We start from the raw sequence: 25,139 nt of genomic DNA, 5'->3' as shown, positions 1-25,139 counted from the left end.
TCGCGATGACGATGTATGAACCGCATACAAAAGCGCATACATTTTCAGGGTGGATTGGCCGCAAACCCGCATAAATACGTGCGTTGAGAGATGTGTTGCTGTTTCTCACAGTCTCCGCCAAATGAAAACGGCCCCATTGCGGGGCCGTTTTTCTTTCATGCCGGAACATCGCACAGCCGACACGTTCCTGCCTGGCAAATCAGATATCGAAGAACACGGTCTCATCCTCGCCCTGGATGCGGATGTCGAAGCGGTACACCACCTCGCCATTCTTCTCCGAGCGCTGCGCGATCAGGGTCTTGCGGCGCACTTCCCATTCAATCAGATTCAGCACCGGATCCTTTGCGTTGGCATCCTCTTCGTCGGAAAAATACATGCGCGTATTGAGTCCGATGTTGATGCCGCGAGCGACGATCCAGAAGTTGATGTGCGGCGCCATCACACGGCCGCTGCGCCCCTCGACCTGTCCTGGCTTGACTGTCTCGAAGGTGTACAGGCCCGTTTCGAAATCGGAGGAGCCGCGGCCCCAGCCGCGAAAATCTTCCTCCAGCGGCTTGTCTTGGCGGTCGGCGGGATGGTTGTAGCGGCCGGCGGAATTGGTCTGCCAGATTTCGATCAGCACGTCGCGCAATGGTGTGCCCGAGCCGTCGATCACGCGCCCTTCGACGCGGATGCGTTCGCCCTTCGTGTTCGGGGTGGTGAGGACGTTGGTGAAATTCTTTTCAAAAATGTCGAAGCCAGCCTGCTTGGGCGCGAGGCCGATGTGCACGTATGGGCCGGCGGTTTGCGATGCCGTTTCCTTCAGGCGGGTCACCTGGTTCAGTCCTTTGAACATTACTTACCTCCCTGAATCTTGTTTTCAAACAGTGTGGCGCGTGCGCCGCGCAACACGATGTCGAAGCGGTACGCGAGGCTGTCGAGCTGAATGAAGGCGCCGCGGTCGAGCGTCGCAATCAGGCCGCGCACGGCTTCTTCATTGTTGATCGATTTCACGATCGGGCAATCCGCAATCATCGGGTCGGCTTCGAAATACATTTGCGTGATAAGGCGCTGCGCCCAGCCGGAACCGGAGATCGCGTAATGGATGTGCGCCGGTCGCCAGTCATTGACCTGGTTGCGCCAAGGGTAGGGGCCGGGCTTGATGGTGCGGTAATAGTAGTAGCCGTTGTCGTCGGTCAGCATGCGGCCGCAGCCGCCGAAGTTCGGGTCGATCGGCACAATGTACTGGTCTTTCTTGTGACGGTAACGGCCGCCGGCATTGGCCTGCCAAACCTCGACCAGCGCATTGCGCACCGGCTGGCCGAATTCGTCCACCACATAGCCATGCACGACGATGCGCTCGCCGATGGGCAAGCCTTCCTTCGCGTAGTTCAGGATCAGATCATTGTCGAGCGGGCCGAGTTCGTCCGGGCGAAATATCGGACCGGTGATTTCGGACAGCGAGTTTTGCAGGGAAATCAGCGCGTTCTTCGGTGAACGCAGCACACTGGTTTTGTAGTTGGGCGTGTAGGCAGGCGGGTGGACAGTTTTGTCGCGCTGCAGGAACTCGCCGAACTGTTGGATGGCATTTGACATGGGGCTCTCCTCGATGGCGTCGTGGTACTGAATCGTCAGTGAGCGGACTTTATATGTGAAAAATATTCATGTAAATTGAAATAAAATGCGTTTTGCAATAACTTTTAATTATGGAAAAAGATCTCTTCCGAAGCAGGATTCGTTTGCGCCACCTGCATTGTTTTCTGGCGGCTGCCCAGGAGCGCAATTTGCGCAAGGCTGCCGACAAGCTGCATCTGACCCAGCCCGCCATCTCGAAAACACTCTCCGAACTGGAGGAAATCGTCGGTGTGAAACTGCTGGAGAGGAACCGTCTCGGTGCGCGCTTGACGCGGGATGGGGAGGCATTTCTGCCCCATGCGGTGTCTGTTCTCGAGGCGCTGGATGCCGTGACGAATGCGGTCGGTCAGGAGCAAAAGCCGGCACATGAATCCATCTATATCGGCGCGCTGCCTACCGTCGCCCCCGATTTGATCCCGGCCGTCCTGCCGCTATTCCGGCAACGCCATCCGCAGGCGAAAGTGCTGATACAAACGGCTGCGAATGCACCCCTGCTGCAAATGCTGACGGCGGGCGAAGTGGATTTTGTACTGGGACGGATGGCAGACCCGCAGATGATGGCCGGTCTGTCTTTTGAACTGCTCTATGTCGAACCGCTGGTGTTTGCGGTCAGGAATGGACATCCGCTCGCTGCGCGGCCTTCGGTTTCACTGAGCGACATTGTGGCGCACTCCTTCGTCATTTCTCCCAAGGGCACGATTCCGAGACATAACGCGGAAAGCTATCTGCAGTCGCGCGGCCTCGCGATCCCGGCCAATTCCACCGAAACCCTGTCCGTATCGGTCGCACGGCAGATCACCAGACATTCGGATGCCGTGTGGTTCACGCCGGCCGGTGCGGCACGGGAAGATCTCGCCGATCGCACATTGGTCCAGCTTGCAGTGCCGACAGAAGGAACGGAAGAGCCCGTGGGGTTGCTGCTTCGGAGCGAAGGCACTCTGACAACGCTGGCGCGGGAATTCGTCAGGATGCTGCGGGAGACGGCAGCTACGCGCCGTTCGGCGCGTAGTGGCTGATGGCGCATTCGGCTGTTCATTCAAGAAGGTGTGTTGGTCGGCATGGCCGCTTCGGGTATTCGAACGAAGCGCGCGAAGGAGGGGAAGGAGCGGTTGGCAGGCTTCGTGCACCGCCCAGGTTCCAGCCACGCTCTTGATTCGGCGCTCTCGTAACGCGCATCACAGACGTTGCACACTGCCGGATTCCGGCTTGTGCTGGATTTCGCGCATGTCTGAAATTGTCGGCAAGCTTGGCGAGTACACGTCGTTCCGCGCAATCACTGTTTCGGCTTTTGATGCGGCAAGTGCCGTGCCTTGACCGATCGAATGACTGCCAGGCGTCTTACGCTTTTCCAAGAATGGAATTTCTGCAAGCGGTTATGATGCCCATTGCACACGCGTGTCATCGGCACGAGCCTTCACATGAAGCGGTCGGCCAAGAATCAACATTCGCGGTCTCACAACTCGAACAACAAATGAACAACATCGACATCATTGCCGCAATTCTTTTTGCGTTTGCGCTCATTCACACGTTTGCCGCGAAATCGTTCGAGCGTCTCGCCGAGCGCAGTGAAAAACATGCGGGCCTGTTCCATCTCCTTGGTGAGATTGAAGTCGTGTTCGGATTATGGGCGTTCGTTCTCATTGCCGTCATGGCGCTGATGCAGGGCGGTAAAGAGGCGCTCGCGTATGTGGAGTCGAGGCAGTACACCGAACCTTTATTCGTGTTTGTCGTCATGGTGGTGGCGGCTTCGCGGCCGGTGCTGGAGGCAGTCAAGAGCATGGTTGCTGCATTGGCCAGATTGGTGCCGGCAAGGACCGTGGTTGCGCGGACGTGGCTTTGTTTCGCGTTAGTGCCACTCATCGGTTCGCTGATCACGGAACCCGCCGCCATGACGCTGGTTGCGCTGATGCTGGCGCCGCTGGTGTTTCGACAGGGGCCGCCGGAGTGGTTGAAATACGGGGCATTGGGCACGCTGCTTGTTAATGTATCGATCGGCGGCACATTGACCTCATTTGCCGCGCCGCCGGTATTGATGGTCGCTGCGGCATGGAACTGGGACAGTGCTTTCATGGTGGCCAATTTCGGCTGGAGAGCAAGCATCGCCGTGCTGATCAATGCTACGGTGATCACGTTCCTGCTGCGCCCGCACCTCAATGATGAGAAGGAGCATGACGTGCGTGGCGAATTGAAAGTCCCGCTGCTGGTCAGCGCGATACATTTCCTGTTTTTGCTTGTCGTGGTCGTCTTCGCGCATCACCCGGTGATCTTCATCGGCGTGTTCCTGTTCTTCCTTGGATTCACCACGGCCTATGCGCAATACCAGAGTCCGCTGATTCTGAAAGAGGGGCTGCTGGTCGGTTTTTTTCTGGCAGGTCTCGTCGTGTTGGGCGGCATGCAGCAATGGTGGCTGCAGCCCATTGTCTCCAGCCTTGAGCCGACCGCGTTGTTTTTCGGCGCTCTCGGCCTTACCGCGATTACCGACAATGCCGCCCTGACGTATCTCGGCTCACTGATCGAAGGCATGACGGATGAGGCGAAATACATGCTGGTTGCCGGCGCAGTGGCGGGAGGAGGGCTCACCGTGATTGCCAACGCACCGAATCCAGCCGGGGTGGCGTTACTCAGGAAAGGCTTCAACGATGGGGCGATCGGCATCGGCGGCATGCTGCTCGGGGCATTGCTGCCGACCGTGGTGGCTGTCGTGTTTTTTCTTTTGTAGGAAAGGGCAGTCAGGGATGAACGGGATCGGATATGCAGGCTTGCATCGGCTTTTCCGTATTTGTTCTGTAGTCCGATGACCCTTCGGCGATTCGTCTCCCATCCACATGCTGTCCGCTTTTCCTTTGCTGTTCACAGCTCTTGCACTCGAGCGATATGGAGACAACAAGGAATCCGCAGTGCTGAAAAGCATGCGGCTTCGCAATGGCATGAGGCGGGATTGAAAGTGACTGGTGCCCGAGACCGGAATCGAACCGGTACGCCCCCTCTCGGGTAAGCGGCGGATTTTAAGTCCGCTGTGTCTACCAATTTCACCACTCGGGCCTGAAGCAGGTTTGATAACACTGCACAAGCGAAAAAAGCGCACACGGCGCTTTTTTCGGGATCTGGAGGCGGGGGTCGGGATCGAACCGGCGTCTACGGCTTTGCAGGCCGCTGCATAACCACTTTGCTACCCCGCCATGGGTCGGTATTGTACCGACAAAATCGAAAGCATGCTGCTGGCTTGCCGATCTGCCGAATACCTTTTCAAACAATCGTTCAACAATAAAAAAGGAAGCTGGGTAAGCTTCCCTTCGTGAACCTGGAGCGGGAGAAGAGTCTCGAACTCTCGACCTCAACCTTGGCAAGGTTGCGCTCTACCAACTGAGCTACTCCCGCATGTATTTACTACTCCAGTGCGCCACTGGTCATTTGAAGCAGTCGTCTCTTAATAAAAAAGGAAGCTTGGTCAGCTTCCTTTTGCAAATCTGGAGCGGGAGAAGAGTCTCGAACTCTCGACCTCAACCTTGGCAAGGTTGCGCTCTACCAACTGAGCTACTCCCGCATCAACGACAGGAACGCATTATAGAGCAATGATATTTCTTGTCAAGCAGTGGGCATCGTATTCATTGCTTCACGCCCTTAGACCTTCGTCAATCTTTCCAGCGCAAGACGCAAGGTGTCATCCTTCTTCGCATAGCAGAAACGGACAATGCCGGATTCCTTGGGCTCGTTATAAAACGCTGACACCGGTATTGCAGCGACGCCGATTTCCGTTGTCAGCCATTTTGCGAACTCCGTTTCCGGCATGTCGGAAATCGCGGAGTAGTCGACGCATTGGAAGTAGGTTCCGTCCGAAGGAAGCAGGCGGAAACGCGTATTCTTCAATCCATCACGGAACAGGTCGCGTTTGCGCTGGTAGAACAGCGGCAGATCAAGGTAGGGGACTGGATCTGCCATGTATGTCGCGATGCCATGTTGTACCGGCGTGTTGACGGTGAAGACGTTGAACTGGTGGACTTTGCGGAATTCGGCCGCGAGCGGCGCAGGCGCGGCCACGTAACCGATTTTCCAGCCGGTGACATGGTATGTTTTGCCGAAGCTGGACACGACAAACGAGCGTCCCGCGAGCTCCGGATAGCGACACACCGACTCATGGCGTGCACCGTCATACACCATGTGCTCGTAGACCTCATCGGACACGATCAGGATGTTGGTGCCGCGCACGATGTCTTCCAGGGCGCGCATGTCGGCTTCGTGCAGCACCGAGCCGGTGGGATTGTGCGGCGAGTTGATCATGATCAGTCGCGTTCTGGGGGTGACTGCCGCGGCCACCCGGTCCCAAGGCACGGAATAGCCTTCAGCTCCCATCGTCATTTGTACCGGCACAGGTTTTCCGCCAGCCAGTTCGATCGCCGGTACATAGCTGTCGTAGACCGGCTCGATGATGATGACTTCGTCGCCGGCATGCACAATGCACAGAATCGCCGTCAGGAGTGCTTGCGTCGCACCAGCTGTGACGGTGATTTCAGTCGCGGCGTCGTACTTGTGACCGTAAATTTTTTCAAGCTTGGCGGCAATCGCCTCGCGCAATGCGGGCACACCCGCCATCGGCGGATATTGATTCAAGCCGCTCTTCATGGCTGCCGTTACCGCGTCGATCAGTTTGGGATCGCAGTCGAAATCCGGGAATCCCTGGCCAAGATTGACTGCCCCCTTTTCCACGGCGAGCGCTGACATGACGGTGAAAATCGTGGTGCCGACATGCGGCAGCTTTGATTCGAGCGTGGCCAAGTGCGCGTCGGAAGCAATAGTGAGGGGCTTGTTCATGCTGGATCGATCGAGGAAGGGAATGCAAAATTGCATTGTAGCGTCTTGCTACGGGTCCGGTTGCCACGCCTCGGGACGGATGATATCGAACAGACCGGCACGGGCGGTCTTCCTTGCAAGCTTGAGCAATGCCTTGTCTTTTGTGATCAGGACGTGCGCGGCCGAATCGCGTGCCAGTTCAAGAAATTTTTGATCATCCGGGTCACTGCAGAGGGGAAGTCGGACATCCATGCGCGGACGCATATCCGGCGCATCGATGCAGGTGATCAGATCATCGAATTCCAGCATCACGCGCGGGCGCGAATCGACGTCCAGCGGCAAATGCGGATACTCGAGAACGGCGAGCCATTCCATGCGGCAATCGCTTCGTGTGACAGCCTCTATCTTGCGCGCCCTGAGCGTCGCCAGCAGCGCATTCCAGCGAGGGTCTCGAAAGACGAATAAATCCAGACAGACATTGGTGTCCAATACGACGCGCTTGGGTATCATTGCGGAAATTCTTTTCTCGGTGAATTCATTCATGTTGATTGTTTTATCGCCTGCCAAGTCGCTCGACTACGACACGCCTCCCATTACCGATACCCATACCCAGCCTGATTTCATCAAGCACTCGGCCGAGCTGATCGATACGCTCAGACGGCTGTCGCCTGTGCAAGTGTCCGGCCTGATGGGAGTGTCGGATGCATTGGCGGCACTGAACGTTGGTCGTTATGCATCCTGGTCGCCTCAATTCACGACCGAAAATGCCAAGCAGGCGGTACTGGCCTTCAATGGCGACGTCTATGAGGGACTTGATGCACCATCGTTGAGCAAGAATCAACTGGACTATGCCCAGTCGCATCTGCGCATTTTATCCGGCTTGTACGGTGTCTTGCGGCCTCTCGATCTGATGCAGCCGTATCGCCTGGAAATGGGCACACGGCTTGCGAATCCGCGAGGCAAGGATTTGTACGCCTTTTGGGGTGAAATTGTCACAAGGACATTGAACGATGCTATGGCGGAACGCGAATTGACTGCCTTGGTCAATCTCGCATCAGAAGAGTATTTCAAGGTCGTCAAACCGAAGTTGTTGAATGCGCCGGTCATCACGCCGGTATTCGAAGACTGGAAGGATGGCAAATACAAGATTATTTCGTTTTACGCAAAACGTGCGCGCGGCTTGATGGCGCGTTATGCGGCGGTGAAGGGCATCACGAAGCCGGAGAAGCTGAAAGCGTTCGGCATTGACGGATATGCGTTCGAACCACAAGGTTCGACAGAAACACGCTGGTTATTCCGCCGGCGATTGGCAAGTTGATACAACTTTGGCCGGTGCAAATAATGAAAAAGCCTCGCAATGCGAGGCTTTTTCATTTCAGTTCATTTGCGCAGCTCAGCAATCACCAGATCTTCCACCATGGCTTATCACTGGCGCGGCCGCCGCTGAAGAACACGCTTTGCGGAAAATTCTGTCTCAGCACACGCTCTGCGTCGTCGCGCAAGTCCTTCATTCCAAGGGCGTCGTATGAACGCATCATGACGAACAATGCCTCTTCGACTGCAGGTGCTTCACGGTAATCGGTAACCGCTTGTTGCGCACGATTGGCGGCAGCCACATATGCTCCGCGCCGGTAGTAGTAATTGGCGACGTGCACCTCATATTTGGCCAGCGCATTGACCAGATACTTCATGCGCGCAATCGCATCCTTGGTGTAGATGCTGTCCGGGAAACGCTCGGCAAGTTGTTTGAACGAATCGAAGGCTTCGCGCGCAGCCTTGGAGTCCCGCTCGCTCGGATCCTGCTTGGTGATAAAGCTGAGAAAACCGGCCTGATCATTGAAGTTGATGAGGCCGCGCAGGTAGTACATGTAATCCACATTCGGGTGATTCGGATGCAGCTTGATGAAACGCTCGACAGCGGCCAATGCTTGGGGCTGATCGCCTTGACGATAGTATGCATAGGCGACTTCCATCTGCGCCTGTTGTGCATATGTGCCGAACGGATAGCGCGATTCCAGCTTTTCGAAGTGCTGGACTGCTTTTTCATAGTTACCGCTCGATAATTCGTCGCGGGCCTCCGAGTATAATTTGGAGGCTGACCATCCTGCTGTCTCATCAACCTTATCGGGAAGCAAACCGCATCCCGACAGGGACAATGCGAAAACAAGGGCAGCGAATTTCAACGATTTATTTTGCATGACGTTGCAAGATTGCATCTGGACAAGAGAACGATTATAGCCGATGGGAACTTGCAGCGATATCAACCGAAACGCCGATTTTGACCAAAACCTTACCTGAAACCGAGCTTGAGGATGGGGATGAAGACGTCTCCGTCTCGCTGGAAGCGGCTCCCATTGTACTGAAACTGACTTCGGAGATGTGCGGTGTACGCCTCGACAAGGCACTTTCGCAGCTCATCCCGCAGTATTCGCGCAGCCGCATCCAGCAATGGATCGATGCCGGTCATGTCACCATGGATGGTGATACGGCACGCGCCAAGACGCTGGTGCTGGGTGACGAAACCCTGATCATCCAGCCGCAGTCCGCACCCGACGAACAGGCCTACAAGCCCGAGCCGATGGACTTGTCCATTGTGCATGAAGATTCCGCGCTGATTGTCATCAACAAGCCTGCCGGCCTGGTGGTGCATCCGGCTGCAGGCAATTGGTCCGGCACCTTGCTCAACGGCTTGCTGCATCGTTTTCCAGCGAATGGCGGCGTGCCGCGCGCAGGCATTGTGCACCGGCTCGACAAGGAAACCAGCGGCTTGATGGTTGTTGCCAGGACGCTGGAGGCGCAGACCGACCTCGTGCGCCAACTGCAGGCGCGCAGCGTCAAGCGCGAATACCTGGCGCTTGTCTGGGGCTTGCCGCAAGTGACGGGCAGGATCGAGGCGGCGATCGGACGGCATCCGCGCGACCGCATCAAGATGGCGGTATCAACAAGCCCCAGTGCCAAACCGGCAATCACGCACTATCAACGCCTTGCGACAGGATCGATCGATGGACGTGCCGTCAGTCTGGTGCGTTGCCAGCTTGAGACGGGCCGCACGCATCAGATCCGGGTGCATATGCAGTCAATGGGCTTTCCGCTGGTGGGTGATCCCCTGTATGGCAAGCCGCATCTGGCTTCGACGTTCGGACGTCAGGCATTGCATGCGTACCGGCTGGGATTGATTCATCCAGCATCGGGCGACGAATGTGCATGGAGCGCGCCGCTGCCGGACGACTTGTCGGCGCTGCTGGTCAGTGCCGGCATTGACGCCGACAATGTGGATTAACCTTTTCAAGCTGCGATGCCATGGATGTGATTGTTCCGGATTGGGTTGATGTCCCAGCCAACGTGGCTGCGTTCTCGACGCTTCGACGCGGCGGCGTCAGTCATGCGCCTTATGACGACGTCGCCGGTAGTGGCGGGATGAACCTCGGAACGCACGTCGGCGACAATCCCGATGATGTACGGCTGAACCGCGCCTTGCTGCGCACATTGCTGCCGGCGGAGCCGGCATGGCTGAATCAAGTACATGGTATTACCGTGGTGGATGCCGCGACGGCGGCCGGCTCGCCGGATGCTGATGCCAGCATCGCTACGGAACCCGGTGTGGTGTGCGTGATTCAAACTGCAGATTGCCTGCCGGTCCTCCTTTGTGACAGCTCGGGCCGGGTAGTCGGCGCAGCGCATGCCGGTTGGCGAGGCTTGGTTGGCGGCGTGCTTGAAAACACGGTGGCCCGCATGCGCAACGCCGGCGCCGATGATATCGTTGCATGGCTCGGCCCGGCCATCGGGCCGCAGACATTCGAAGTGGGCGAGGATGTGGTGACCGCATTCACGCAGCGCGATATGGCCATGCGCTCCGCTTTTGTCGCAATCCCCTCCCGGCCCGGAAAATATCTTGCGGATATCTACAGACTCGCTCGCATGGTGTTGGGCAAGGTTGGGGTGAGCAAGGTAGACGGCGGTGGTTTTTGTACGGTCAACGACAAGGATCGTTTCTATTCCTATCGGCGTGACCGGGTCACCGGACGAATGGCCTCATTGATCTGGCTCAAGTAGTTCACGCATCCATCCGGCGAACATGCCGTGCGCCGGATGGTGTCGTCAAAGGCCTTCACGTATTCGTATCGGACGGCGTATCGGTGGCATCCGATGGCGCCGCTTGTTTCTCTTGCGATTTCTCGCGTGCTGCGCGGTTGCGTTTGCGCCGCGGTGTATCCATCAAGTATAGAATGATTGTCAACGGCAATACGCCATAGAGCAGGAAGGTCACAATGCCGGCAACGGCGGAATGCTCGGTGATGGACATCATGAGTACGACATATATCCATGCGATGGCGACGATGTACATAGGATTGGATCCGCAAGACGAACCGTAACGATACGCCAAAAAGGAGTTCTCAGGATGAACATGTTCACTCCCCAAGCCTCGCCGCCGCCATGGATGCTGCAGTTAGCCGATGCCACAGTTTGGCAGGCTTGGCTCAAGCAGCAGCCGGTCGATGCGGCACCGGTCGTCGCGACGATCAATGAGCTTGGCGCAAGCATCGATCCGGCAGCACTCGCACAGCTGCAGAACGATTACATGCAGCAACTCGGAGAGCTTTGGCAAAACGTCTGGATGTCGAAGGCGCCTGCTGTGGCTGATCGTCGTTTCGCCGCGCCGGAATGGCAAGCGCATATCCTGCACTCCTTCAGCGCAGCATCATATTTGCTCAACGCGCGTTTCCTGATGGCGATGGCCGATGCAACGCAAGCTGCGCCGAAAGCAAAACAAAAAATCCGCTTCGCGGTCCAGCAGCTTGTCGATGCCATGTCGCCGGCCAATTTCCTGGTCACCAATCCGGAAGCGCAGCAAAAGATTGTCGAAACCAAAGGGGAAAGCCTCGCCAAGGGTATCGCCAACATGCTGGCGGACATGCAGAAGGGCCATATTTCCCAGAGCGATGAAAAAGCGTTCGAGGTCGGCAGAAATGTGGCCGCCACCGAAGGCGCGGTGGTGTTCGAAAACGAGTTCTTCCAGTTATTGCAATACAAGCCGCTGACGAAAACGGTCTTCGAGATACCCTTGCTCGTGGTGCCGCCATGCATCAACAAATACTACATTCTGGACTTGCAACCGGAGAATTCGCTGGTGCGTTACGCGGTGGAGCAGGGCAATACCGTGTTCCTCGTTTCGTGGCGCAACCCGGATGAGTCCATGGCGCATGCCACCTGGGACGACTATATCGAGCATGGCGTGATGAAGGCGATCGATGTCGTGCAGGACATCTCCGGGCAGGAGCAGATCAATGCACTCGGCTTTTGTGTCGGCGGCACGCTGCTCGCTGCCGCGCTGGCGGTGCTCTATGGGCGAGACGAGACACCGCTCTCCAGCCTGACCTTGCTGACCACTTTTCTGGATTTTTCCGACGCCGGCGTGATTGAGGTCTTCATCGATGAAGCGCAGATCGCACTGCGCGAGCAAAGCATCGGCAAGGGCGGCCTGATGCCGGGGCGGGACTTCACGGCGGCGTTTTCCAGCTTGCGACCCAATGATCTGGTCTGGAATTACGTCAAGTCGAATTACCTGAAAGGCGAGGACCCGCCGCCGTTTGATCTGTTGTACTGGAATGCGGATGCCACCAATCTGCCTGGTCCGATGTTCTGCTGGTATCTGCGCAATCTGTATCTGGAAAACCACCTGGTGAAACGAAACAAGCTGACTGTGCTTGGACAAAAAATCGATCTGTCGAAGATCAATGCGCCAGCGTTCATTTATGGATCGCGCGAGGATCATATCGTTCCATGGAGGGCTGCCTTCGAATCGACAACTCTGCTCAATCCCAAAAAACGCAATCGCAACAAGTTCGTTCTCGGCGCGTCGGGTCATATCGCGGGAGTCATCAATCCGGCGACGAAGAAGAAGCGCAGCTACTGGGTGAACGACGAGTCCGCTTCCAGTGCCGAAGAATGGATGCAGGGCGCGACCGAGAATCCCGGCAGCTGGTGGCCGGAGTGGGCAGCATTTCTGGCAGAAAATGGCGGCAGGCAGATCAAGGCGCCTCGCACTTTCGGAAACAAACGATACGAGGCAATCGAGCCGGCACCGGGGCGATATGTCAAAGTCAGGGCTGAATGATTTGTGGAAGACGCTGTGTGCGGCGATTGGAGCGCTCATCAATGCTGCCTTGCAATAACGCGAACGGACGCGCGAATAGTGCTAAATCTTTGATTTTTCGCACTATAATAAATGCAGGGAGGCGAACGGATGTTCGCTTTTTTTCTAAACAGGTAGAACGCGTTGCGACGCAATAAACAGGGATTTTCGATGAATAGTGCAAAAAAGATTTCCGAGCGCTTGATCAAGAAGTATCCGAATCGCCGTCTCTACGATACGCAGACAAGTTCCTACATTACGCTCTCCGACGTCAAACAGTTGGTACTCGACAATGAAGAGTTCACCGTTGTTGACGCCAAGAGCGAAGAGGATCTGACGCGCAGCATCCTGTTGCAGATCATTCTTGAAGAAGAGTCGAACGGTACGCCGATGTTCTCGAGCGGCGCTTTGTCGCAGATCATCCGCTACTACGGTCATGCGATGCAGGGCATGATGGGTTCCTACCTTGAGAAGAATATCCAGGCCTTTATCGACATCCAGAACAAGCTGGCCGAGAATTCAAAAGGTTTCTACGAAGGCAAACCCTTCAGCCCCGAGATGTGGACGCAATTCATGAATGTGCAGGGCCCGATGATGCAAGGCATGATGAGCAACTACATCGAACAGAGCAAGAATCTGTTCATGCAAATGCAGGATCAGATGCAAAGCCAGACTAAAAACATGTTTGGAACATTCCCGTTCAATACGAACGATATAAACAAGAAATAAGGCGACGATACACGGTTGCCAGGTTCGCCCGCTTGAACAGGAGGCGACGAATGAAGAGGGTACAATAGCGGATTCGCTTTGTACCCTTTTTTTATGTCTCAAGACTCTCAAATTGCACCCAAAGTCGGCTTCGTTTCCCTTGGTTGCCTGAAGGAGTCTTAAAATAAACCGAGCCGACGGATGCAAAAAAGCCCAAGAAGCACGTGTCTTCTTGGGCTTTTTTGTTTGCTGCAGCGGGCTATTTGGCTATCTTCGCATGCGGTATCGGCAAGCCCGGTGGGCTGCTGAACACTCGGAGATGTCCTTGGCCGATGAGGAAATTTTTATAAACGGCAAGTGTGACATTCCATGCCTCCTTCGCGACCGCTTCGCCGACTTCGATGATGTTGTCACGGTCGTCAATAATGGCGAGGCGTGCAGAGCGTCCATCCTTGAGCTTGATTGTCAGGCCCTCATGGCTCACCCCGCTGACGATGGCATGTTCGAGAGTGTTTGTCGGAGACGAGCCTATCATCTTTGCTTTTCCTCCATCTTGGCGGCTGCCGTGCGTTCCGGCGCGCGCAGCTCTTTGGTGATGTCCTGATCCAAAGCGATGCGCCTGGCGTTGAGCTGTATCCATGCCTCGGAGCGAGCGGGGTTCTGACGTCGCAGGGTGTCAGCAGCTTGCACGAGCTGCGTGCGTGACGTCAGGAAGTTGAACTCCTTGATCAAGATCATTCTCCTCGCGTTCCAGTTGGAAATGGCCAAGCGACATTGGGAGCGGGCACGATGCCGGCGGCTTTCGCGCTGTCCTTCGATTTGGCCTTCTTCGGTTTCGACACCTTGTCTTCAGAGGCTTGTTGCAGGGATGATCGGACAGCGTCGATATCGACCGTCGCGGCGTCGCAGAGTGCGGCGAACGATTGATGTTTCTCGTCTTGCAGGTTGACCTTGTCATCCTCGTCGAGCGCCCATGCCTTGATGGCCAGCGATTCACCGAAAACCATGTCCATGAGCATTAGCTGGAGCTGTCCAACCGTGGCGCTCTCCACGTAAGCGATTAGCGCATCCTCATCGGCCCCCGTCCATGTATAGATTTCCGGGAGTTCGTTGGCAGGTACAGAGACGTAGTAATCGCCCAGAAGCAGCTCCTTGGCGATGAGCCTCCAAGCCTCGAGCGACAATCCGTGCTGCATCGTCTCGCGGACCTTGCGATAGGCGGCGATGCGCGCGGCGGTTTCGTCTTCGGCCAGCCTTTCACGCCGTTCGCGAGCAGCTTTGCTCGCTTGCTGTTTGGCTTCTTCCTCGGCCTCTGCAACCTGATCGCGCTCCGCCTCCAGGCGCGCATCATGGGCCTCTTGGGATTCGCAGATGCAGGCTTTCTCCAAGGCAGCTTGCATTGCGGTTTCCTCGTACATGGCCTGCACCTTGCCGTCGATGCGCACGAAGGCCGCTGGCTTTGGTAGCTGCTCCTGTGTCAACACATCCTCGGCCTTCTTGTATTCGATGGTGTGATCGGCGATGCGGTCGAAGCGCCACACGGGGATGTCGGCAGGAACCAGCTCGGTATCTTTCTTGAACTGCTTCGCTTCTTCGCCCTCGTAGACCGGCGTGCCTTTCTTCTCCGCGACTGCCAGCACCTTGTTGTCGTGCGCGCGGCACTTGGAGGCAAAGCAATTCGGATCCGTGCACACGTCTGCAGCGACGTCTTTGAACACCATCGGCTGATTGCCGGTGCGTTTCGGGCAGGCGTCGCACGAGCCGGCGTCTGCGACCAGCCTGGCGTCCTTGATCGGGAAGCGTGCGCGGTCCAGTGTGAGCATGTAGCGCAGCTGGATGTGTTCGAAGGCGCTGCGATAGGACATGGGATCGCCGTCATTGACGATCTCTTCCGTCGCCTGGTCCTGCAGACTTTCGACCGGGATGCGGGCGATGAGCAGGGCCGTCGATGCAGACAGCTTGCCGTCGAAGAATGCCTCGCGCACGCTCGGCGAAAGCGCGCAGAACTTCAAGCGGCCATAGATATATGACCGGCTCTTGCCGACCTTGTCTGCCAGCTTGTCGGCGGTGTACCCGTGCTGCTTCATCAGCTGGTCGTAGCCCTCGGCCTCCTCGATCTCGTGCACGTCCTTGCGCTGCAGGTTCTCGATGATCTGGAGCTCCAGCGCCTGCACGTCGGTGAGCTCGCGCACAATGGCCGGAATGGATTCCAGTCCGGCCAGCTTCGAGGCGCGGTAACGGCGCTCGCCGGCGACGATCTCGACGCAATCGATCATGTCTTCGCTGGTCGGCAGCGGGCGGACGAGGATCGGTTGTGCGAGGCCGTGGTTCTTGATGCTCTCTGCGAGCTCAGCCAGATCTGCCTCGTTGAAGTGCTTCCGCGGGTTGGTCTTCGACGGGATGACGCAGGCCAGAGGTATGTTGCCGAAATGCGGATTGCTGAAATTTGAGGCGACAGCTGTCATTTGAATTCTCCTTCGAGTTGATGGATGGCTTCGTCGGATAGATGGCCACGGTAACGACACTTGCCGTCGACGAAGAGGGCGGCGGTCGGGTGAAAAGTTCGGTTGCTGAGAATCCAGATACGAAGGTTGGCGGTGCGGCGCGGCTCGGTCAGGCGCATGCCGTCCGGATAGACCATCACGCACCGATGCACGTGGTCATGCCTGATCGCGGCCTTCATGCCGACGCTCCCTGCCGGTTCTGTGCGCGGCTTTGCTGCGCCAGCGCAAGCGACTTCACGCGGGCGTTGTGCAGCGTGACGATGTCGAGTGCGCGGATCAGCTTCTCGCACTCGAGCACGGCGTTCCGGATCGGCGGCAGTTCGTGGCGCGCCAGTCCGACCGTGCCGGTCCGGTCCGCGCGGACCGAGATGTCCTGCATGGCGCGCATGCCGGATTCGAGGATGAGGCTCTTGTCGCCCTTCGCTGCGAGTCCGAGGTAGACCACGTTGAAGATGGCCGCCAGTTGCTCGAAGGCGTCGGGATTCGGTGCCAGGCGCAGCGCGGCCAGCGCGCCATGGCCGGAGTAGGCGAACTCCTGCTGCAGCTCCGGCATGACGGGCACGTGGACGTGCTTCGGGCGGTATGCCTTGTTGCGGCGTCTGAGGTGCTTCATGCCGCCCTCCGTAGCTGGTCGAGCGGGACGCTGCGCACGACGCCGGGCAGTTCGTGATCGATCTCGATGATGGCGAATGCGCGCGCATTCTCGACGCTGCGCTGGATGTCGATGACGGTGCCGGTGAGCCGGCCGTCATCGCAGTCGAATTCGACCGGCGTATTGCGCTGGATGTTGTTGTGGGTAGTCATGGATAGATCAGACGAGCGAAGGTTGATGCGCGTGGGGCGCGTGGCGCACATCGGTGCGCGTGTAGAAAAGGAGCTTGAACTGGAGCGTGCTGCCGGTGACGGAAACGGTCCACATCAGGTAGCCGTCATTGAATTGCTGCGGCAGCAGCTCCGGCTCGCCGATGGTGTATCCATGCCCGGCCAGCGCGGTGAACACCGGCTGATGGTCGCGGCCTCGGGTGCAGTTGGCGGACAGCCGAACCTTGCCCGCGTCCAGCGCCTGCACATGCGGCACGAGGTCAAGCGGCTGAACTGCATCGCCGAAGCGATTGATGGTGGCGGCGTTCGCATGGAATGCAGACGTCTGCACTTCGTGCTGGCGCGTGAGTTGGCTGGCCAGCTTGCCGTAGAGAGAGCTCATTTCGACCTCCGAAGGCTGACGGCAAAGAATCGGCGGTCCGGATTCGGCAGATAGTCGCTGTCACCGGACAGAAAGACGGCATTGGACGGCGGATGCCGCTTGACTGTGGCGATGATGTCTCGCGCCGCTGCCTCCTTGGCGGGATCGGCCGCATCCAGGCGGGGCACCGGTTGGTTGAGCTTGCGCGCGGCGACATAGGCATGGCCGCTCAAGCCTTCGAGCGGATCGACGGCCTTGGCGCGCACCTTGACCGCGCCGGCGGCAGAGAAAGCGTCGGGCTGGATCACTGGCATGCGCCCTCCTTGAGAGGAATGACTGTGACGCTGCACAGGCCGCCAAAATGGTCCAGTGCAACTTCGTGAATGGCGCCGCTGCTTTGCCCGATGGCGGTATAGGCAAGGCGGCAATCACTTGTGCGAACCGTGACGGAGAAGGCGTTCATGCTGCCCCCTGTTGCGGTGCGTATTGGTAGTTCGGAGGAATGGAAACCGAGAGCGTCAGGCGGCTCTTCTTAAGGTGAGCGGTGGCGAAGGATGCGTGTTCGTAGCGTTTGACTTCCTTGAAGCCAAGGTCGACCAGGGCGTTATACAGCTTGGGATTGTTGAAGCCGGCTGCTGCCACGAGCTCTATTATCAGAACACGATCGCACGTTGACAGCCAGTTGCTCTCTGTGGCGATGCGCAGCCCTTGTGCTTCCAGTGAACGGATGGTCGGTTCCGCCATCACTAAAGCGGAGCGCATCTGCTTGATTTCCTTGCGGCGGCCGGCATGCCGGCTTTCTTCTCGCTCGACCACCCTTTCGAGGAAGGTGTTAGGGGCGGTGCTTTTGGGCTTCTTCATCGTTCGCTCCGTCAATAAGGTTTCGACGGAGCAAATAATACATAAGGTATTATTTGGTGTAAATACCAATTGTATTAATTTTGTATAATTTGGCGCGGCTTAAGTTTCTGTGGGGTGATCAATTCTGTTGATCAATTTTTATATCCCATATTCATGGGATTCTCGATGCGCCGGGCATCGCTGAGTATCCTCGTTCCATAATGTGGAATAAGGAAAGGGATTATGCAAAAGTTGGAGTTGGAAGTGCTGGATGCTGTGCGGCAAATGTCGCCGGAAGCAAGGGTGATTCTGCTGCGTTATGCGCAGGCGTTGGCTGCAAAGTATCCGGCACCGCAGGAGGTGGTGCTACGCTTGGTTTCGAACTGGAGCAATATTTAGTGATTCTGCGCGGGGTGCGGTTTCCGCGGCCGTTGAAATAGAGGCCTTCCCTATGGGGGTCGCTTCTCTAAATGCAGTAATGATGCTCAACTCCTCGGGGTCGAGGTATACCAGCGCAAGCAATGGCTGCGCTGCATGAATGGATTTTGTGCCTCGCCCCGTCATTAACCATTCGTAGTGGACTTGTGCGCGTTTGCACATATCCGCGCAAATCTCATAGCTCGGCATGGTTTCGCCAGCAAACCATTTACGAGCTGCGCCTTGGGTCACTTTGTAGTGCGACGCCAACTGGGTTTGGCGTCCATGCTCGGGGTATCCAAGCATGCTGGTCACATCAACGAGCCGCGCTACGAATTGCATTTTCTCTTCTGTCATCCCTGTACTTTATCTATTAAGAAAATACATTCGGTATTTGACGCAAAGTAATACATTAGGTATTATTTTGTGATGGAAACAATAAACCTCATAAGTGAAGCCGTGCGAATTGTCGGGTTGGGCAAGCTCGCACAAGCCTGCAACGTTACGTATCCGGCAATCAGAAAGTGGGAGCGAGCCGGACGGCTTCCTCGCACCGAGTGGACCGGCGAAACGCAATACTCGCTGGTTATTGAGCGCGAAACGCAGGGACAAATAACGCGGAGTCAGTTGCTCCAACTGCCGGCAGCACCTGTTCCCGATCAATCAGAACAGGCGGTTGCATGACGTTTCATCGCTTGCACTCAGGATTGATCGCAATTCCCGCCATGCGCGCAGCCCCATTCCAGTGCGGCCTGCCAGTCGTGCGAACGTCCGCCGATTCAGCTTGCCCTTGGCGGGCAGGCCGTCCCTTTGCGCCAGCCGGCGCTCCCGCTTTGTCATTTTCTTTGAAGGAGGTTTCATGAAGGCTCTTTACGCACGGTTCATGCTCTGGCTGATCCGGCCGGCGCTGGCGCTCAATGCCGGAAGGATCGCCATGAATGTGGACGACAAAAAGCATCGCGTCGCGGTTACCAAATTCGATGCAGCGTCCCTCGACAGTATGCAGACGGAGCTGACAGGGGCGCTTAGAGGGGAAATGCGAGTACGGCTTGAATCACCACATTTTCCCCTTCCAAAAAAATGAAGTCTCTGGACACAACCTGGAAGCGGGTTAGCTGCCCGTCGCAGAGGATTTGAATGAATTCGCCGGTTATCGGGAATGCCGATTCTTCGATATGTGGAATGTTGGCTTTGATCGATGCGGGATTCTTGATGCGGGCTTTCGCTTCGTTTGTAAATAATAGTTCGTAGGTGATGCCTGGTTTCATGGGAGTTCCTTTGTTGAGATTTTGTTGTTGGGGAATGGCAATTTATCACGTTGGAATCTCCCGCCTTATTGCAAGTTGATGTTTGAACGAAAGATATCCCGATGCCAACAAGTGTGCATCGGCAAAAAAAGGAAAGGTTTACCGTGACGCTTCGTTATTCGTCGATGAATCAGGCTGACGCGCTCTACACAGTGGCGCGTGCATATCCGGGTGGGTTGGAGGCATTGGCTTTGCGTATGGGCATGTCGGTCAATGTCCTGCGCAACAAGCTGCGGCCGTCAATCAATACGCACCATATCAACAGCGAGGAAGAGTCGCTGATCATCGAGTTTTGCGAGGAGGCCAAGGTCGCGGATGCGCTGCAGCCGCTCGTCGCAAAGAACTGGCGGCACGGATTGATTGCTTTCCCGCGCCCACCTGTTGACGTTCTATCAGACGACGATTTGACCAAGGCCCTGTGCAAGGCGGTCAAGGAGTTTTCCGATCTCTCGTCCGCCGCATCGGAAACGGTCTCGCACCGGAACATCACTCACGCGGAGATGGAAGCCATCGAAAAGGAGGCGCAGGAGGCGCTCGCAGCGATTGAGGAGCTGCGATATCGCATCCATAGCCGGGCTCAACCCTGATTGCACAAACGCATTCCAAATACAAAGCGACGCTCGGGCGCAAGCCTGCGATCAACAAGAAAAAAGCCTGGGAGGGCTAGATGGCAAAGATGACTCCGATGGCGCCGGACAGTGCCGGCTTCAAGGTGCTTTCACGTCTGTATGACCTGAATGGCGTCGCGCCCATTTTGCAGCTGAGAAATATCCTGTTCGGCGGCTTCCGATCACCGAAGCAATTCGAGCAGGTCGCGATGGTGCCCCTCACGATGCGCGGTCTCGTCAAGCTAGGCAAGCGCGACACGATGATGATCACGGCTGAAGGGCGCGTGCTGGTCGAGGCGTATCGCCGTTCCATGCCGACGCCGCGCGTCGTGTCCGTCAATACCAAGCCGCTTGACTTGGCGAAGCACTATTCGGTCGATGCGAAGCGTGCGGGGTCGATGGATTATCGAACCTATCCATCCGTTATGGGTGATGAGCGTGTGCCCTATACAGGGTCGTACAGCGGGGTGAGCGACAAGTGAATCTCGACGATTTTGGCCGCGTCGCAGACGCTGCGCTCGTTTCCATCGAGTCGTTGCTGAGCAAGTGGTTTCCGCTGGGTGTCATCGATGGGCAGGAGTTCTGTATCGGTTCCAAGTCCGGCGAAGCCGGCAAGTCGATGCGTATTCGTCTATCCGGCCATAAGGCCGGATACTGGTCTGACTTTACGTATTACGACGGAAGCGCAGGCGGCGACGCCGGCCGTGATCTGATCTCGCTCTATGCCTATATCCATGGCATCACGCAGGGCAAGGCCTGCGCGGAACTCGCACAGGAACTTGGCATCGAGCTTGCTCCTCGCGCTCATCAAGATGAAAAAGGGCGTGCGCATCTGCCGCCTGCCAAGGCACAACAGAAATCGCCGCATGCGCAAGCGGGACAGGGGGTAGGGGCTCCGCCGAGGAAGGCGAAAACGGAGTGGATGCCGGTCTTGCCGGTGCCTGACGATGCAGGTCCGTATCCAGTGGCGCATGTCGTTCGCGGCCGGCCGGAGCGGGTCTGGGAGTATCGCGACCAGGAGCGCCGCCTCCTCGGCGGCATCTATCGATTCAAGACATCCGACGGCGGTAAGGAGATCATTCCGTGCGTCTATGCACGCCATCCCGACAGCGGAAAGTGCGAGTGGCGCTGGATGTCGTTCCCTGAGCCGCGCCCGCTGTATCTGCCGGGGCCGCTGCGTGACGGCTTTCCTGTCTTGGTGGTGGAGGGGGAGAAGTGCGCCGATGCGGCGTTCGAGATGCTTGCCGATCTCATCGATACGGTGTCGTGGCCGGGCGGAGGCAAGGCGGCCGGCAAGGCCGATTGGAGCCCGCTGGCCGGGCGCAGGGTGCTCATCTGGGCGGATGCCGACGCGAAGGTCTACAAGGATGGGCATCCACGCGCAGGCGAGCTCCGGCCGGAGCACGAGCAGCCGGGCATGGGCACGGCGCTGAAGATCCGCGAGATCCTGATCGGTCTCGGCTGCGAGGTCCGGCTGATCGACATTCCCGCACCGGGCGTGAAGCCGGATGGGTGGGATATCTACGATCTGATTGAGGAGGGGGTATCGGAGGATTATGTCGCGGCCTGGCTGAAAAGACTGCGGCCCGTGCCGGTCGAGAATCTCTCTGCGTCGGAGCAGGTGGCTGCATCGGCTTCGGATGGGCCGGATGTTCCGCCCTGGGTGACGGAGGGGCTAGAAGGCTCTTCCACCCCTGATCCCGCTTGCGCGGGCGGCTTGAGCTGGGAAGAGCTGCGCGCGATGATGATCGAGACGGCGAATGGCGGAGTGAAGGGGTGCCGCGAGAATGTCTACATGGCGTTGAAGCATGACCGTCGACTCGCGGGCCTTGTGGCGCTGGATCAGTTCTCACAGTTGCAGATGAAGCGCAAGGCCACTCCGTGGCAATCGGAAAAAGGCGAATGGACCGAGGCGGATGACTTTCACCTCGGGATGTACCTTGCGAACACTTACCGGCTTGTGGTGGCTTCGGTTAGCGAGATCGAGAAGGCGGTCTCTCAGGCGGCTCGGGAAAATGCGTTCAATCCGGTCACCGACTTCCTGAACCAGTGCGCGGACAAGTGGGACAGGCAGCTGCGCGTCGTGACGGCCTTCAGCACGTATTGGGGTGCGCCGGATTCGGATTACATGCGGTTGATCTCGCTGATGTTCTTCGTGGGCCTCGCCAAGCGTGCATTCTGCCCGGGCGTCAAGCATGACTATGCGCCCGTGTTCGAGGGCGGGCAGGGGCAGGGCAAATCGACGGCGCTGGCGGTGCTGGGCGGCGTGTGGTTTGCGGACACGCCGTTCAAGATGGGGGACAAGGACGGCTTTCTCGCCATTCAGGGCGTGCTGCTGTACGAGATTGCCGAGCTGGAGCAATTCAACCGATCCGAGGTCACGGCCATCAAGGCGTTCATGTCGAGCCAGACGGACCGCTACCGGGAGCCGTATGGACGACGGATGAAGAACGTCGCACGCCGGACGGTCTTTGCTGCCACGACCAATGAGGCTGAGTACTTCAAGGATCCGACCGGAAACCGGCGCTTCTGGCCGGTTGAAACCGGCCGCATCGACCTGGAGGCATTGCGGCGTGATCGCGAGCAGCTGCTGGGTGAGGCGGTCCATTTGATGCGCAGTGGCGAGCTCTGGTATCCGACGCCGCAGGAGCAGCGCACGCTCATCGATCCGCAGCAGGAGACGCGCGAAATCGCGGACATCTGGGTCGGCCGCATCTATGACTATGTCGAAGCGATCGGGCCGGATGGCAAGCCTTCGGTGCATAACCGGCTGGATCGCGCCACGATGCGCGAGCTGCTGACGAAGGCGCTGCATATCGAGATCGGCAAGTTGGGACCGGCCAAGCAGGAGCAGATGCGCATCGCGAATTGCATGCGCAAGCTGGGGTGGATCAAGGATCGCGAGACGAGCGGGGCGCGCGAACGCTTCTATACGAGGCCAGCGCCGTCGGCGCAAGCGGCACAAGGGGAGGGTGATGATCCGCTCCCGATTTAAGGATTTTGCTTTCAAACGGGCATCTTTGCGCCAGAGATCGTGCGCCGCATCGCGGCGGGCGGAAAAGGCCATTGCGTTCGGAATGACAGGCAGATTCCCAACCTCGTCCAACCTCGCTTTCAGCAGGTTGGACGGCGCAAACCCGCGTGGTTATTGGCCTCGCCAACCTCCCGACCTCGCCAACCGTTTCCGCTCACACATGCGCACACACGCACGCGTATACGCGACGGATCATTTTCGACAAAACGCTATTGATAAAACTCAAAAACAGGTTGGACAGGTTGGGAGGTTGGCGGATCAAGGTCTGAAGCGGCTTTGCGTCGTCCAACCCCACGTCCAACCAAAAAGGGGGTTGGACAGATGACAAAGGACCTTCGGCAAGAAATGCCTCTGACAGCAGCATTCCTCGACGACCTCAGAGCGGCGTTCGGGAAGGAGGCGATCGATGCACAGATACGGAGGGGGCTGAAGGGTGAGCCGACATTCTGGGCGCGTGAAAACGGGCATCGGCTCGGCACGCGATGCACCGTGCATACGTCTGCGATCCGGTACGACGAGCGCGGCCTGTCGTGCTCGGTGACCGCCGAATGGATCATCGAGGCGCGGGCCTTTGCGAAGAAGTGCGGCGCTGATGTGCGTGAGGCTGATCCATTGATGCCGGGCGATCTGGAGCGCGAGGCGCGGGAACTGCGGGATTTGATTGAACAAGCGAAGAAAAAGGGCAGGGGATGATGAAGCCGATTTTTGAGACGACGGGGCAAGCCATTTACGTGGCCTTCCAGATCCATGGCAGCGAGCAGCAGGACAGCACCATGCGCAAGGCGCTCATCCGCGTCATGGAGTCGATCAACCTCCAGTCCGACGAGCAGAGCGAATGGCTGGCACAGTTGCGCGGGACGCGGGCCGATTCGACGGTGGACTTCGAGGGATTGTCGTCGAATGACATTCGCGCGCAGTGCGCGTTGATCATGTCGGCCATCCATGCTCTTTTGCCGCAAGCGGAGATCTGGGCGCTGCAGGCCAAGTACAGCCGCACGGATTACGAAGGTCCGATTGAAAGCAGACGTTACGCATTCTCGAAGGAGAAGGCGGCGGCGATTCGCAATGTGGCGCGCTGGCTTGCAGAGAGAAGGGCGCTCGAATGTGTGCCGCGGCTGGCACTGGATTGCATGGTGGCCAAGTTCTACGCCAATCACAAAAAGACCGAGATCAGCTTTCGGCAATTGGCAATTGAGTTCGGCGGCAACCATATGTCGTATGCGCGCGCGTTCCCGAAGGTGAAGGCGCTGCTCAAGCCGCTGGAAGCGATGGCGATTGCGCGCCTGCAGCCACACTTCGAGGAGCAGGGCATTGTCGCTTGCCAGTCGACGAATTGAGAAAAATCAAAAAGTGTTTGACAAGGTTGTTACAGTTGCCTCAAAATTTCACCAACCTCGAAGCCAGTACGTCAAAAGCCCCGATCACGTTGATCGGGGCTTTTTGTTTTCCGGCTTCGCGCGCCGCAATACGTGGCCACCATCTTTGTGTCTCCTCCGATGTCTCCTTCCTGCATCGGATTCGCCGTCGCATCTCCTTCGATGCGGCGGCTTTTTCATTTTGGTCTGTCATGGCTACTCGCGCAAAGTCGATCTGCAGGCATCCGGGATGCGGAAAGCTGATCGATGAACCGGGACGCTGCGAGAAGCACGCGAAGCTGGTGCAGCAGAAAGCCGATGCCGATCGCGGCTCTGCACATGAGCGCGGCTATGACGGCAAATGGCGCAAGGCGCGCGATGCATTCCTGCGTGAGCATTCGTTATGCGAGTGTGATGAGTGCAGCGATCGTGGTCGCTTGATTGCTGCGACCGTCGTGGATCACACAATTCCGCATCGATTGAAGGAAGCGAAAGACAGCGGCGATCCGGTGCGGATCAAGAAAGCCTTCGCGCTCTTCTGGGATCGGAAGAACTGGAAGGCGATGTCGAAGCCGTGCCATGACCGCAAGACAGCCCGCGAGGATGGCGGCTTCGGTCGATAGGGGGGGCGGTCCAATCTCTACAGCC

The 25,139-nt window shown here is 57.5% G+C and carries 33 protein-coding genes and 4 tRNA genes; 14 read left to right on the top strand and 23 right to left on the bottom strand.

All coding sequences use genetic code 11. From position 1 onward, the window contains the following. Positions 1-199 precede the first annotated feature (199 nt). The gene (gene pcaG / locus D3870_RS09940) at positions 200-835 is read right to left on the bottom strand and encodes a protocatechuate 3,4-dioxygenase subunit alpha (protein WP_119738727.1); all 636 of its coding nucleotides are present in this window, start codon (positions 833-835) and stop codon (positions 200-202) included. Beyond that, a complete protein-coding gene (gene pcaH / locus D3870_RS09935; protein ID WP_119738726.1) occupies positions 835-1,575 on the bottom strand; it encodes a protocatechuate 3,4-dioxygenase subunit beta in 741 nt (246 codons plus the stop codon). Before pcaH ends, pcaG begins: the two co-directional genes overlap by 1 nt. Positions 1,576-1,685: 110 nt before the next feature. Between pcaH and pcaQ the strand changes: the two genes are divergently transcribed. After that, positions 1,686-2,630, top strand: coding sequence for a pca operon transcription factor PcaQ (pcaQ, locus tag D3870_RS09930; RefSeq protein WP_119738724.1), 945 nt, complete (start codon positions 1,686-1,688; stop codon positions 2,628-2,630). 455 nt (positions 2,631-3,085) lie between these two features. Next, complete coding sequence (locus D3870_RS09925; protein WP_119738722.1) at positions 3,086-4,333, top strand: putative Na+/H+ antiporter; 1,248 nt, start codon at positions 3,086-3,088, stop codon at positions 4,331-4,333. A gap of 230 nt (positions 4,334-4,563) precedes the next feature. On the opposite strand, the gene D3870_RS09920 is transcribed toward D3870_RS09925, so the two are convergent. The 6 genes from D3870_RS09920 to D3870_RS09895 form a co-directional block, all read right to left on the bottom strand. Beyond that, positions 4,564-4,656, bottom strand: a tRNA-Leu gene (locus D3870_RS09920). A 63-nt stretch (positions 4,657-4,719) separates the two neighbouring features. Beyond that, positions 4,720-4,793: transfer RNA gene (locus D3870_RS09915), tRNA-Cys, on the bottom strand. Between the two features lie 123 nt (positions 4,794-4,916). Beyond that, positions 4,917-4,992, bottom strand: a tRNA-Gly gene (locus D3870_RS09910). A gap of 90 nt (positions 4,993-5,082) precedes the next feature. Further along, positions 5,083-5,158: transfer RNA gene (locus D3870_RS09905), tRNA-Gly, on the bottom strand. 77 nt (positions 5,159-5,235) lie between these two features. Further along, positions 5,236-6,423, bottom strand: coding sequence for a pyridoxal phosphate-dependent aminotransferase (locus D3870_RS09900; protein ID WP_119738721.1), 1,188 nt, complete (start codon positions 6,421-6,423; stop codon positions 5,236-5,238). 48 nt (positions 6,424-6,471) lie between these two features. Then, positions 6,472-6,945: a putative toxin-antitoxin system toxin component, PIN family gene (locus D3870_RS09895; protein ID WP_242489926.1), complete on the bottom strand. Its 474-nt coding sequence runs from the start codon at positions 6,943-6,945 to the stop codon at positions 6,472-6,474. On the opposite strand from D3870_RS09895, the gene yaaA reads away from it, so the two are divergent. Beyond that, positions 6,944-7,720, top strand: a complete 777-nt coding sequence (gene yaaA, locus D3870_RS09890; RefSeq protein WP_119738719.1) for a peroxide stress protein YaaA — start codon at positions 6,944-6,946, stop codon at positions 7,718-7,720. The genes D3870_RS09895 and yaaA overlap by 2 nt on opposite strands. Positions 7,721-7,802: 82 nt before the next feature. Here the strand turns inward: yaaA and D3870_RS09885 are convergent, their stop codons facing one another. After that, complete coding sequence (locus tag D3870_RS09885; protein WP_242490058.1) at positions 7,803-8,600, bottom strand: outer membrane protein assembly factor BamD; 798 nt, start codon at positions 8,598-8,600, stop codon at positions 7,803-7,805. Between the two features lie 80 nt (positions 8,601-8,680). Here D3870_RS09885 and D3870_RS09880 point away from each other — a divergent pair, with 80 nt between their 5' ends. Both D3870_RS09880 and pgeF read left to right on the top strand, forming a co-directional pair. After that, positions 8,681-9,682, top strand: a complete 1,002-nt coding sequence (locus tag D3870_RS09880) for an RluA family pseudouridine synthase (protein WP_242489925.1) — start codon at positions 8,681-8,683, stop codon at positions 9,680-9,682. 20 nt (positions 9,683-9,702) lie between these two features. Beyond that, positions 9,703-10,455 (top strand): peptidoglycan editing factor PgeF, encoded by a 753-nt coding sequence (gene pgeF / locus D3870_RS09875; protein ID WP_119738713.1) that lies wholly within the window; start codon positions 9,703-9,705, stop codon positions 10,453-10,455. Between the two features lie 55 nt (positions 10,456-10,510). On the opposite strand, the gene D3870_RS09870 is transcribed toward pgeF, so the two are convergent. Next, the gene (locus tag D3870_RS09870; RefSeq protein ID WP_119738711.1) at positions 10,511-10,747 is read right to left on the bottom strand and encodes a hypothetical protein; all 237 of its coding nucleotides are present in this window, start codon (positions 10,745-10,747) and stop codon (positions 10,511-10,513) included. 54 nt (positions 10,748-10,801) lie between these two features. Here D3870_RS09870 and phaC point away from each other — a divergent pair, with 54 nt between their 5' ends. Together phaC and phaR are read left to right on the top strand one after the other, a co-directional pair. Further along, positions 10,802-12,517 (top strand): class I poly(R)-hydroxyalkanoic acid synthase, encoded by a 1,716-nt coding sequence (phaC, locus tag D3870_RS09865; RefSeq protein WP_242489924.1) that lies wholly within the window; start codon positions 10,802-10,804, stop codon positions 12,515-12,517. A gap of 189 nt (positions 12,518-12,706) precedes the next feature. Then, a complete protein-coding gene (gene phaR, locus D3870_RS09860) occupies positions 12,707-13,264 on the top strand; it encodes a polyhydroxyalkanoate synthesis repressor PhaR (RefSeq protein ID WP_119738707.1) in 558 nt (185 codons plus the stop codon). A 238-nt stretch (positions 13,265-13,502) separates the two neighbouring features. Here phaR and D3870_RS09855 read toward each other — a convergent pair whose 3' ends face one another. Genes D3870_RS09855 through D3870_RS09815 form a run of 10 tightly spaced genes read right to left on the bottom strand, consistent with a single transcriptional unit; the run spans position 13,503 to position 17,791 of the window. After that, positions 13,503-13,778, bottom strand: coding sequence for a hypothetical protein (locus D3870_RS09855; RefSeq protein WP_119738705.1), 276 nt, complete (start codon positions 13,776-13,778; stop codon positions 13,503-13,505). After that, a complete protein-coding gene (locus D3870_RS09850; RefSeq protein ID WP_147375766.1) occupies positions 13,775-13,975 on the bottom strand; it encodes a hypothetical protein in 201 nt (66 codons plus the stop codon). Before D3870_RS09850 ends, D3870_RS09855 begins: the two co-directional genes overlap by 4 nt. 2 nt (positions 13,976-13,977) lie before the next feature. Continuing rightward, positions 13,978-15,708 (bottom strand): ParB/RepB/Spo0J family partition protein, encoded by a 1,731-nt coding sequence (locus tag D3870_RS09845; protein WP_119738701.1) that lies wholly within the window; start codon positions 15,706-15,708, stop codon positions 13,978-13,980. Next, positions 15,705-15,926: a hypothetical protein gene (locus tag D3870_RS09840; protein ID WP_119738699.1), complete on the bottom strand. Its 222-nt coding sequence runs from the start codon at positions 15,924-15,926 to the stop codon at positions 15,705-15,707. Before D3870_RS09840 ends, D3870_RS09845 begins: the two co-directional genes overlap by 4 nt. Next, positions 15,923-16,360 (bottom strand): hypothetical protein, encoded by a 438-nt coding sequence (locus tag D3870_RS09835; RefSeq protein ID WP_119738698.1) that lies wholly within the window; start codon positions 16,358-16,360, stop codon positions 15,923-15,925. Before D3870_RS09835 ends, D3870_RS09840 begins: the two co-directional genes overlap by 4 nt. Beyond that, the gene (locus tag D3870_RS09830; RefSeq protein ID WP_119738696.1) at positions 16,357-16,551 is read right to left on the bottom strand and encodes a hypothetical protein; all 195 of its coding nucleotides are present in this window, start codon (positions 16,549-16,551) and stop codon (positions 16,357-16,359) included. The genes D3870_RS09835 and D3870_RS09830 overlap by 4 nt, the downstream gene beginning before the upstream one ends. A 7-nt stretch (positions 16,552-16,558) precedes the next feature. Beyond that, positions 16,559-16,951 (bottom strand): hypothetical protein, encoded by a 393-nt coding sequence (locus D3870_RS09825; RefSeq protein WP_119738694.1) that lies wholly within the window; start codon positions 16,949-16,951, stop codon positions 16,559-16,561. After that, the gene (locus tag D3870_RS09820) at positions 16,948-17,244 is read right to left on the bottom strand and encodes a hypothetical protein (RefSeq protein ID WP_119738692.1); all 297 of its coding nucleotides are present in this window, start codon (positions 17,242-17,244) and stop codon (positions 16,948-16,950) included. Before D3870_RS09820 ends, D3870_RS09825 begins: the two co-directional genes overlap by 4 nt. Beyond that, entirely contained in the window at positions 17,235-17,393 is a 159-nt protein-coding gene (locus D3870_RS22300; protein WP_158590423.1) for a hypothetical protein, read from the bottom strand. The genes D3870_RS09820 and D3870_RS22300 overlap by 10 nt, the downstream gene beginning before the upstream one ends. After that, on the bottom strand, positions 17,390-17,791 hold the full coding sequence (locus D3870_RS09815) for a hypothetical protein (RefSeq protein WP_119738690.1): 402 nt from the start codon (positions 17,789-17,791) through the stop codon (positions 17,390-17,392). Before D3870_RS09815 ends, D3870_RS22300 begins: the two co-directional genes overlap by 4 nt. A 222-nt stretch (positions 17,792-18,013) precedes the next feature. Between D3870_RS09815 and D3870_RS22295 the strand changes: the two genes are divergently transcribed. Further along, on the top strand, positions 18,014-18,169 hold the full coding sequence (locus tag D3870_RS22295; RefSeq protein WP_158590422.1) for a hypothetical protein: 156 nt from the start codon (positions 18,014-18,016) through the stop codon (positions 18,167-18,169). Here the strand turns inward: D3870_RS22295 and D3870_RS22050 are convergent. From D3870_RS22050 to D3870_RS09810, 3 genes are all read right to left on the bottom strand, one after another. Beyond that, a complete protein-coding gene (locus tag D3870_RS22050; RefSeq protein WP_147375765.1) occupies positions 18,137-18,544 on the bottom strand; it encodes a helix-turn-helix domain-containing protein in 408 nt (135 codons plus the stop codon). The two genes, D3870_RS22295 and D3870_RS22050, sit on opposite strands and share 33 nt — an antisense overlap. A gap of 306 nt (positions 18,545-18,850) precedes the next feature. Then, positions 18,851-19,048 carry a hypothetical protein gene (locus D3870_RS22045; protein ID WP_147375764.1) on the bottom strand — a complete coding sequence of 66 codons (198 nt, stop codon included), beginning with the start codon at positions 19,046-19,048 and terminating at the stop codon, positions 18,851-18,853. Positions 19,049-19,212: 164 nt separating this feature from the next. After that, positions 19,213-19,455: a hypothetical protein gene (locus tag D3870_RS09810; RefSeq protein ID WP_119738688.1), complete on the bottom strand. Its 243-nt coding sequence runs from the start codon at positions 19,453-19,455 to the stop codon at positions 19,213-19,215. Positions 19,456-19,598: 143 nt separating this feature from the next. On the opposite strand from D3870_RS09810, the gene D3870_RS09805 reads away from it, so the two are divergent. The 6 genes from D3870_RS09805 to D3870_RS22725 all read left to right on the top strand — a co-directional run bounded on the left by D3870_RS09805 (position 19,599) and on the right by D3870_RS22725 (position 25,114). Beyond that, positions 19,599-20,081, top strand: coding sequence for a phage regulatory CII family protein (locus D3870_RS09805; protein ID WP_242489923.1), 483 nt, complete (start codon positions 19,599-19,601; stop codon positions 20,079-20,081). An 80-nt stretch (positions 20,082-20,161) separates the two neighbouring features. Continuing rightward, positions 20,162-20,584 carry a hypothetical protein gene (locus tag D3870_RS09800; protein ID WP_119738684.1) on the top strand — a complete coding sequence of 141 codons (423 nt, stop codon included), beginning with the start codon at positions 20,162-20,164 and terminating at the stop codon, positions 20,582-20,584. Further along, a complete protein-coding gene (locus D3870_RS09795) occupies positions 20,581-23,097 on the top strand; it encodes a virulence-associated E family protein (RefSeq protein ID WP_119738683.1) in 2,517 nt (838 codons plus the stop codon). The genes D3870_RS09800 and D3870_RS09795 overlap by 4 nt, the downstream gene beginning before the upstream one ends. A 384-nt stretch (positions 23,098-23,481) precedes the next feature. Beyond that, positions 23,482-23,829, top strand: coding sequence for a hypothetical protein (locus D3870_RS22550; RefSeq protein WP_199710602.1), 348 nt, complete (start codon positions 23,482-23,484; stop codon positions 23,827-23,829). After that, a complete protein-coding gene (locus tag D3870_RS09785) occupies positions 23,829-24,473 on the top strand; it encodes a hypothetical protein (RefSeq protein ID WP_147375763.1) in 645 nt (214 codons plus the stop codon). The genes D3870_RS22550 and D3870_RS09785 overlap by 1 nt, the downstream gene beginning before the upstream one ends. Next, on the top strand, positions 24,455-25,114 hold the full coding sequence (locus D3870_RS22725) for a hypothetical protein (protein ID WP_242489922.1): 660 nt from the start codon (positions 24,455-24,457) through the stop codon (positions 25,112-25,114). Before D3870_RS09785 ends, D3870_RS22725 begins: the two co-directional genes overlap by 19 nt. Positions 25,115-25,139: the final 25 nt, after the last annotated feature.

Source organism: Noviherbaspirillum cavernae, assembly GCF_003590875.1.
In the GTDB taxonomy this organism is placed as follows: Bacteria; Pseudomonadota; Gammaproteobacteria; order Burkholderiales; family Burkholderiaceae_D; genus Noviherbaspirillum; species Noviherbaspirillum cavernae.
Note: the sequence above shows the minus strand (reverse complement) of the source record. Positions and strands in the feature narration are given on the sequence as shown.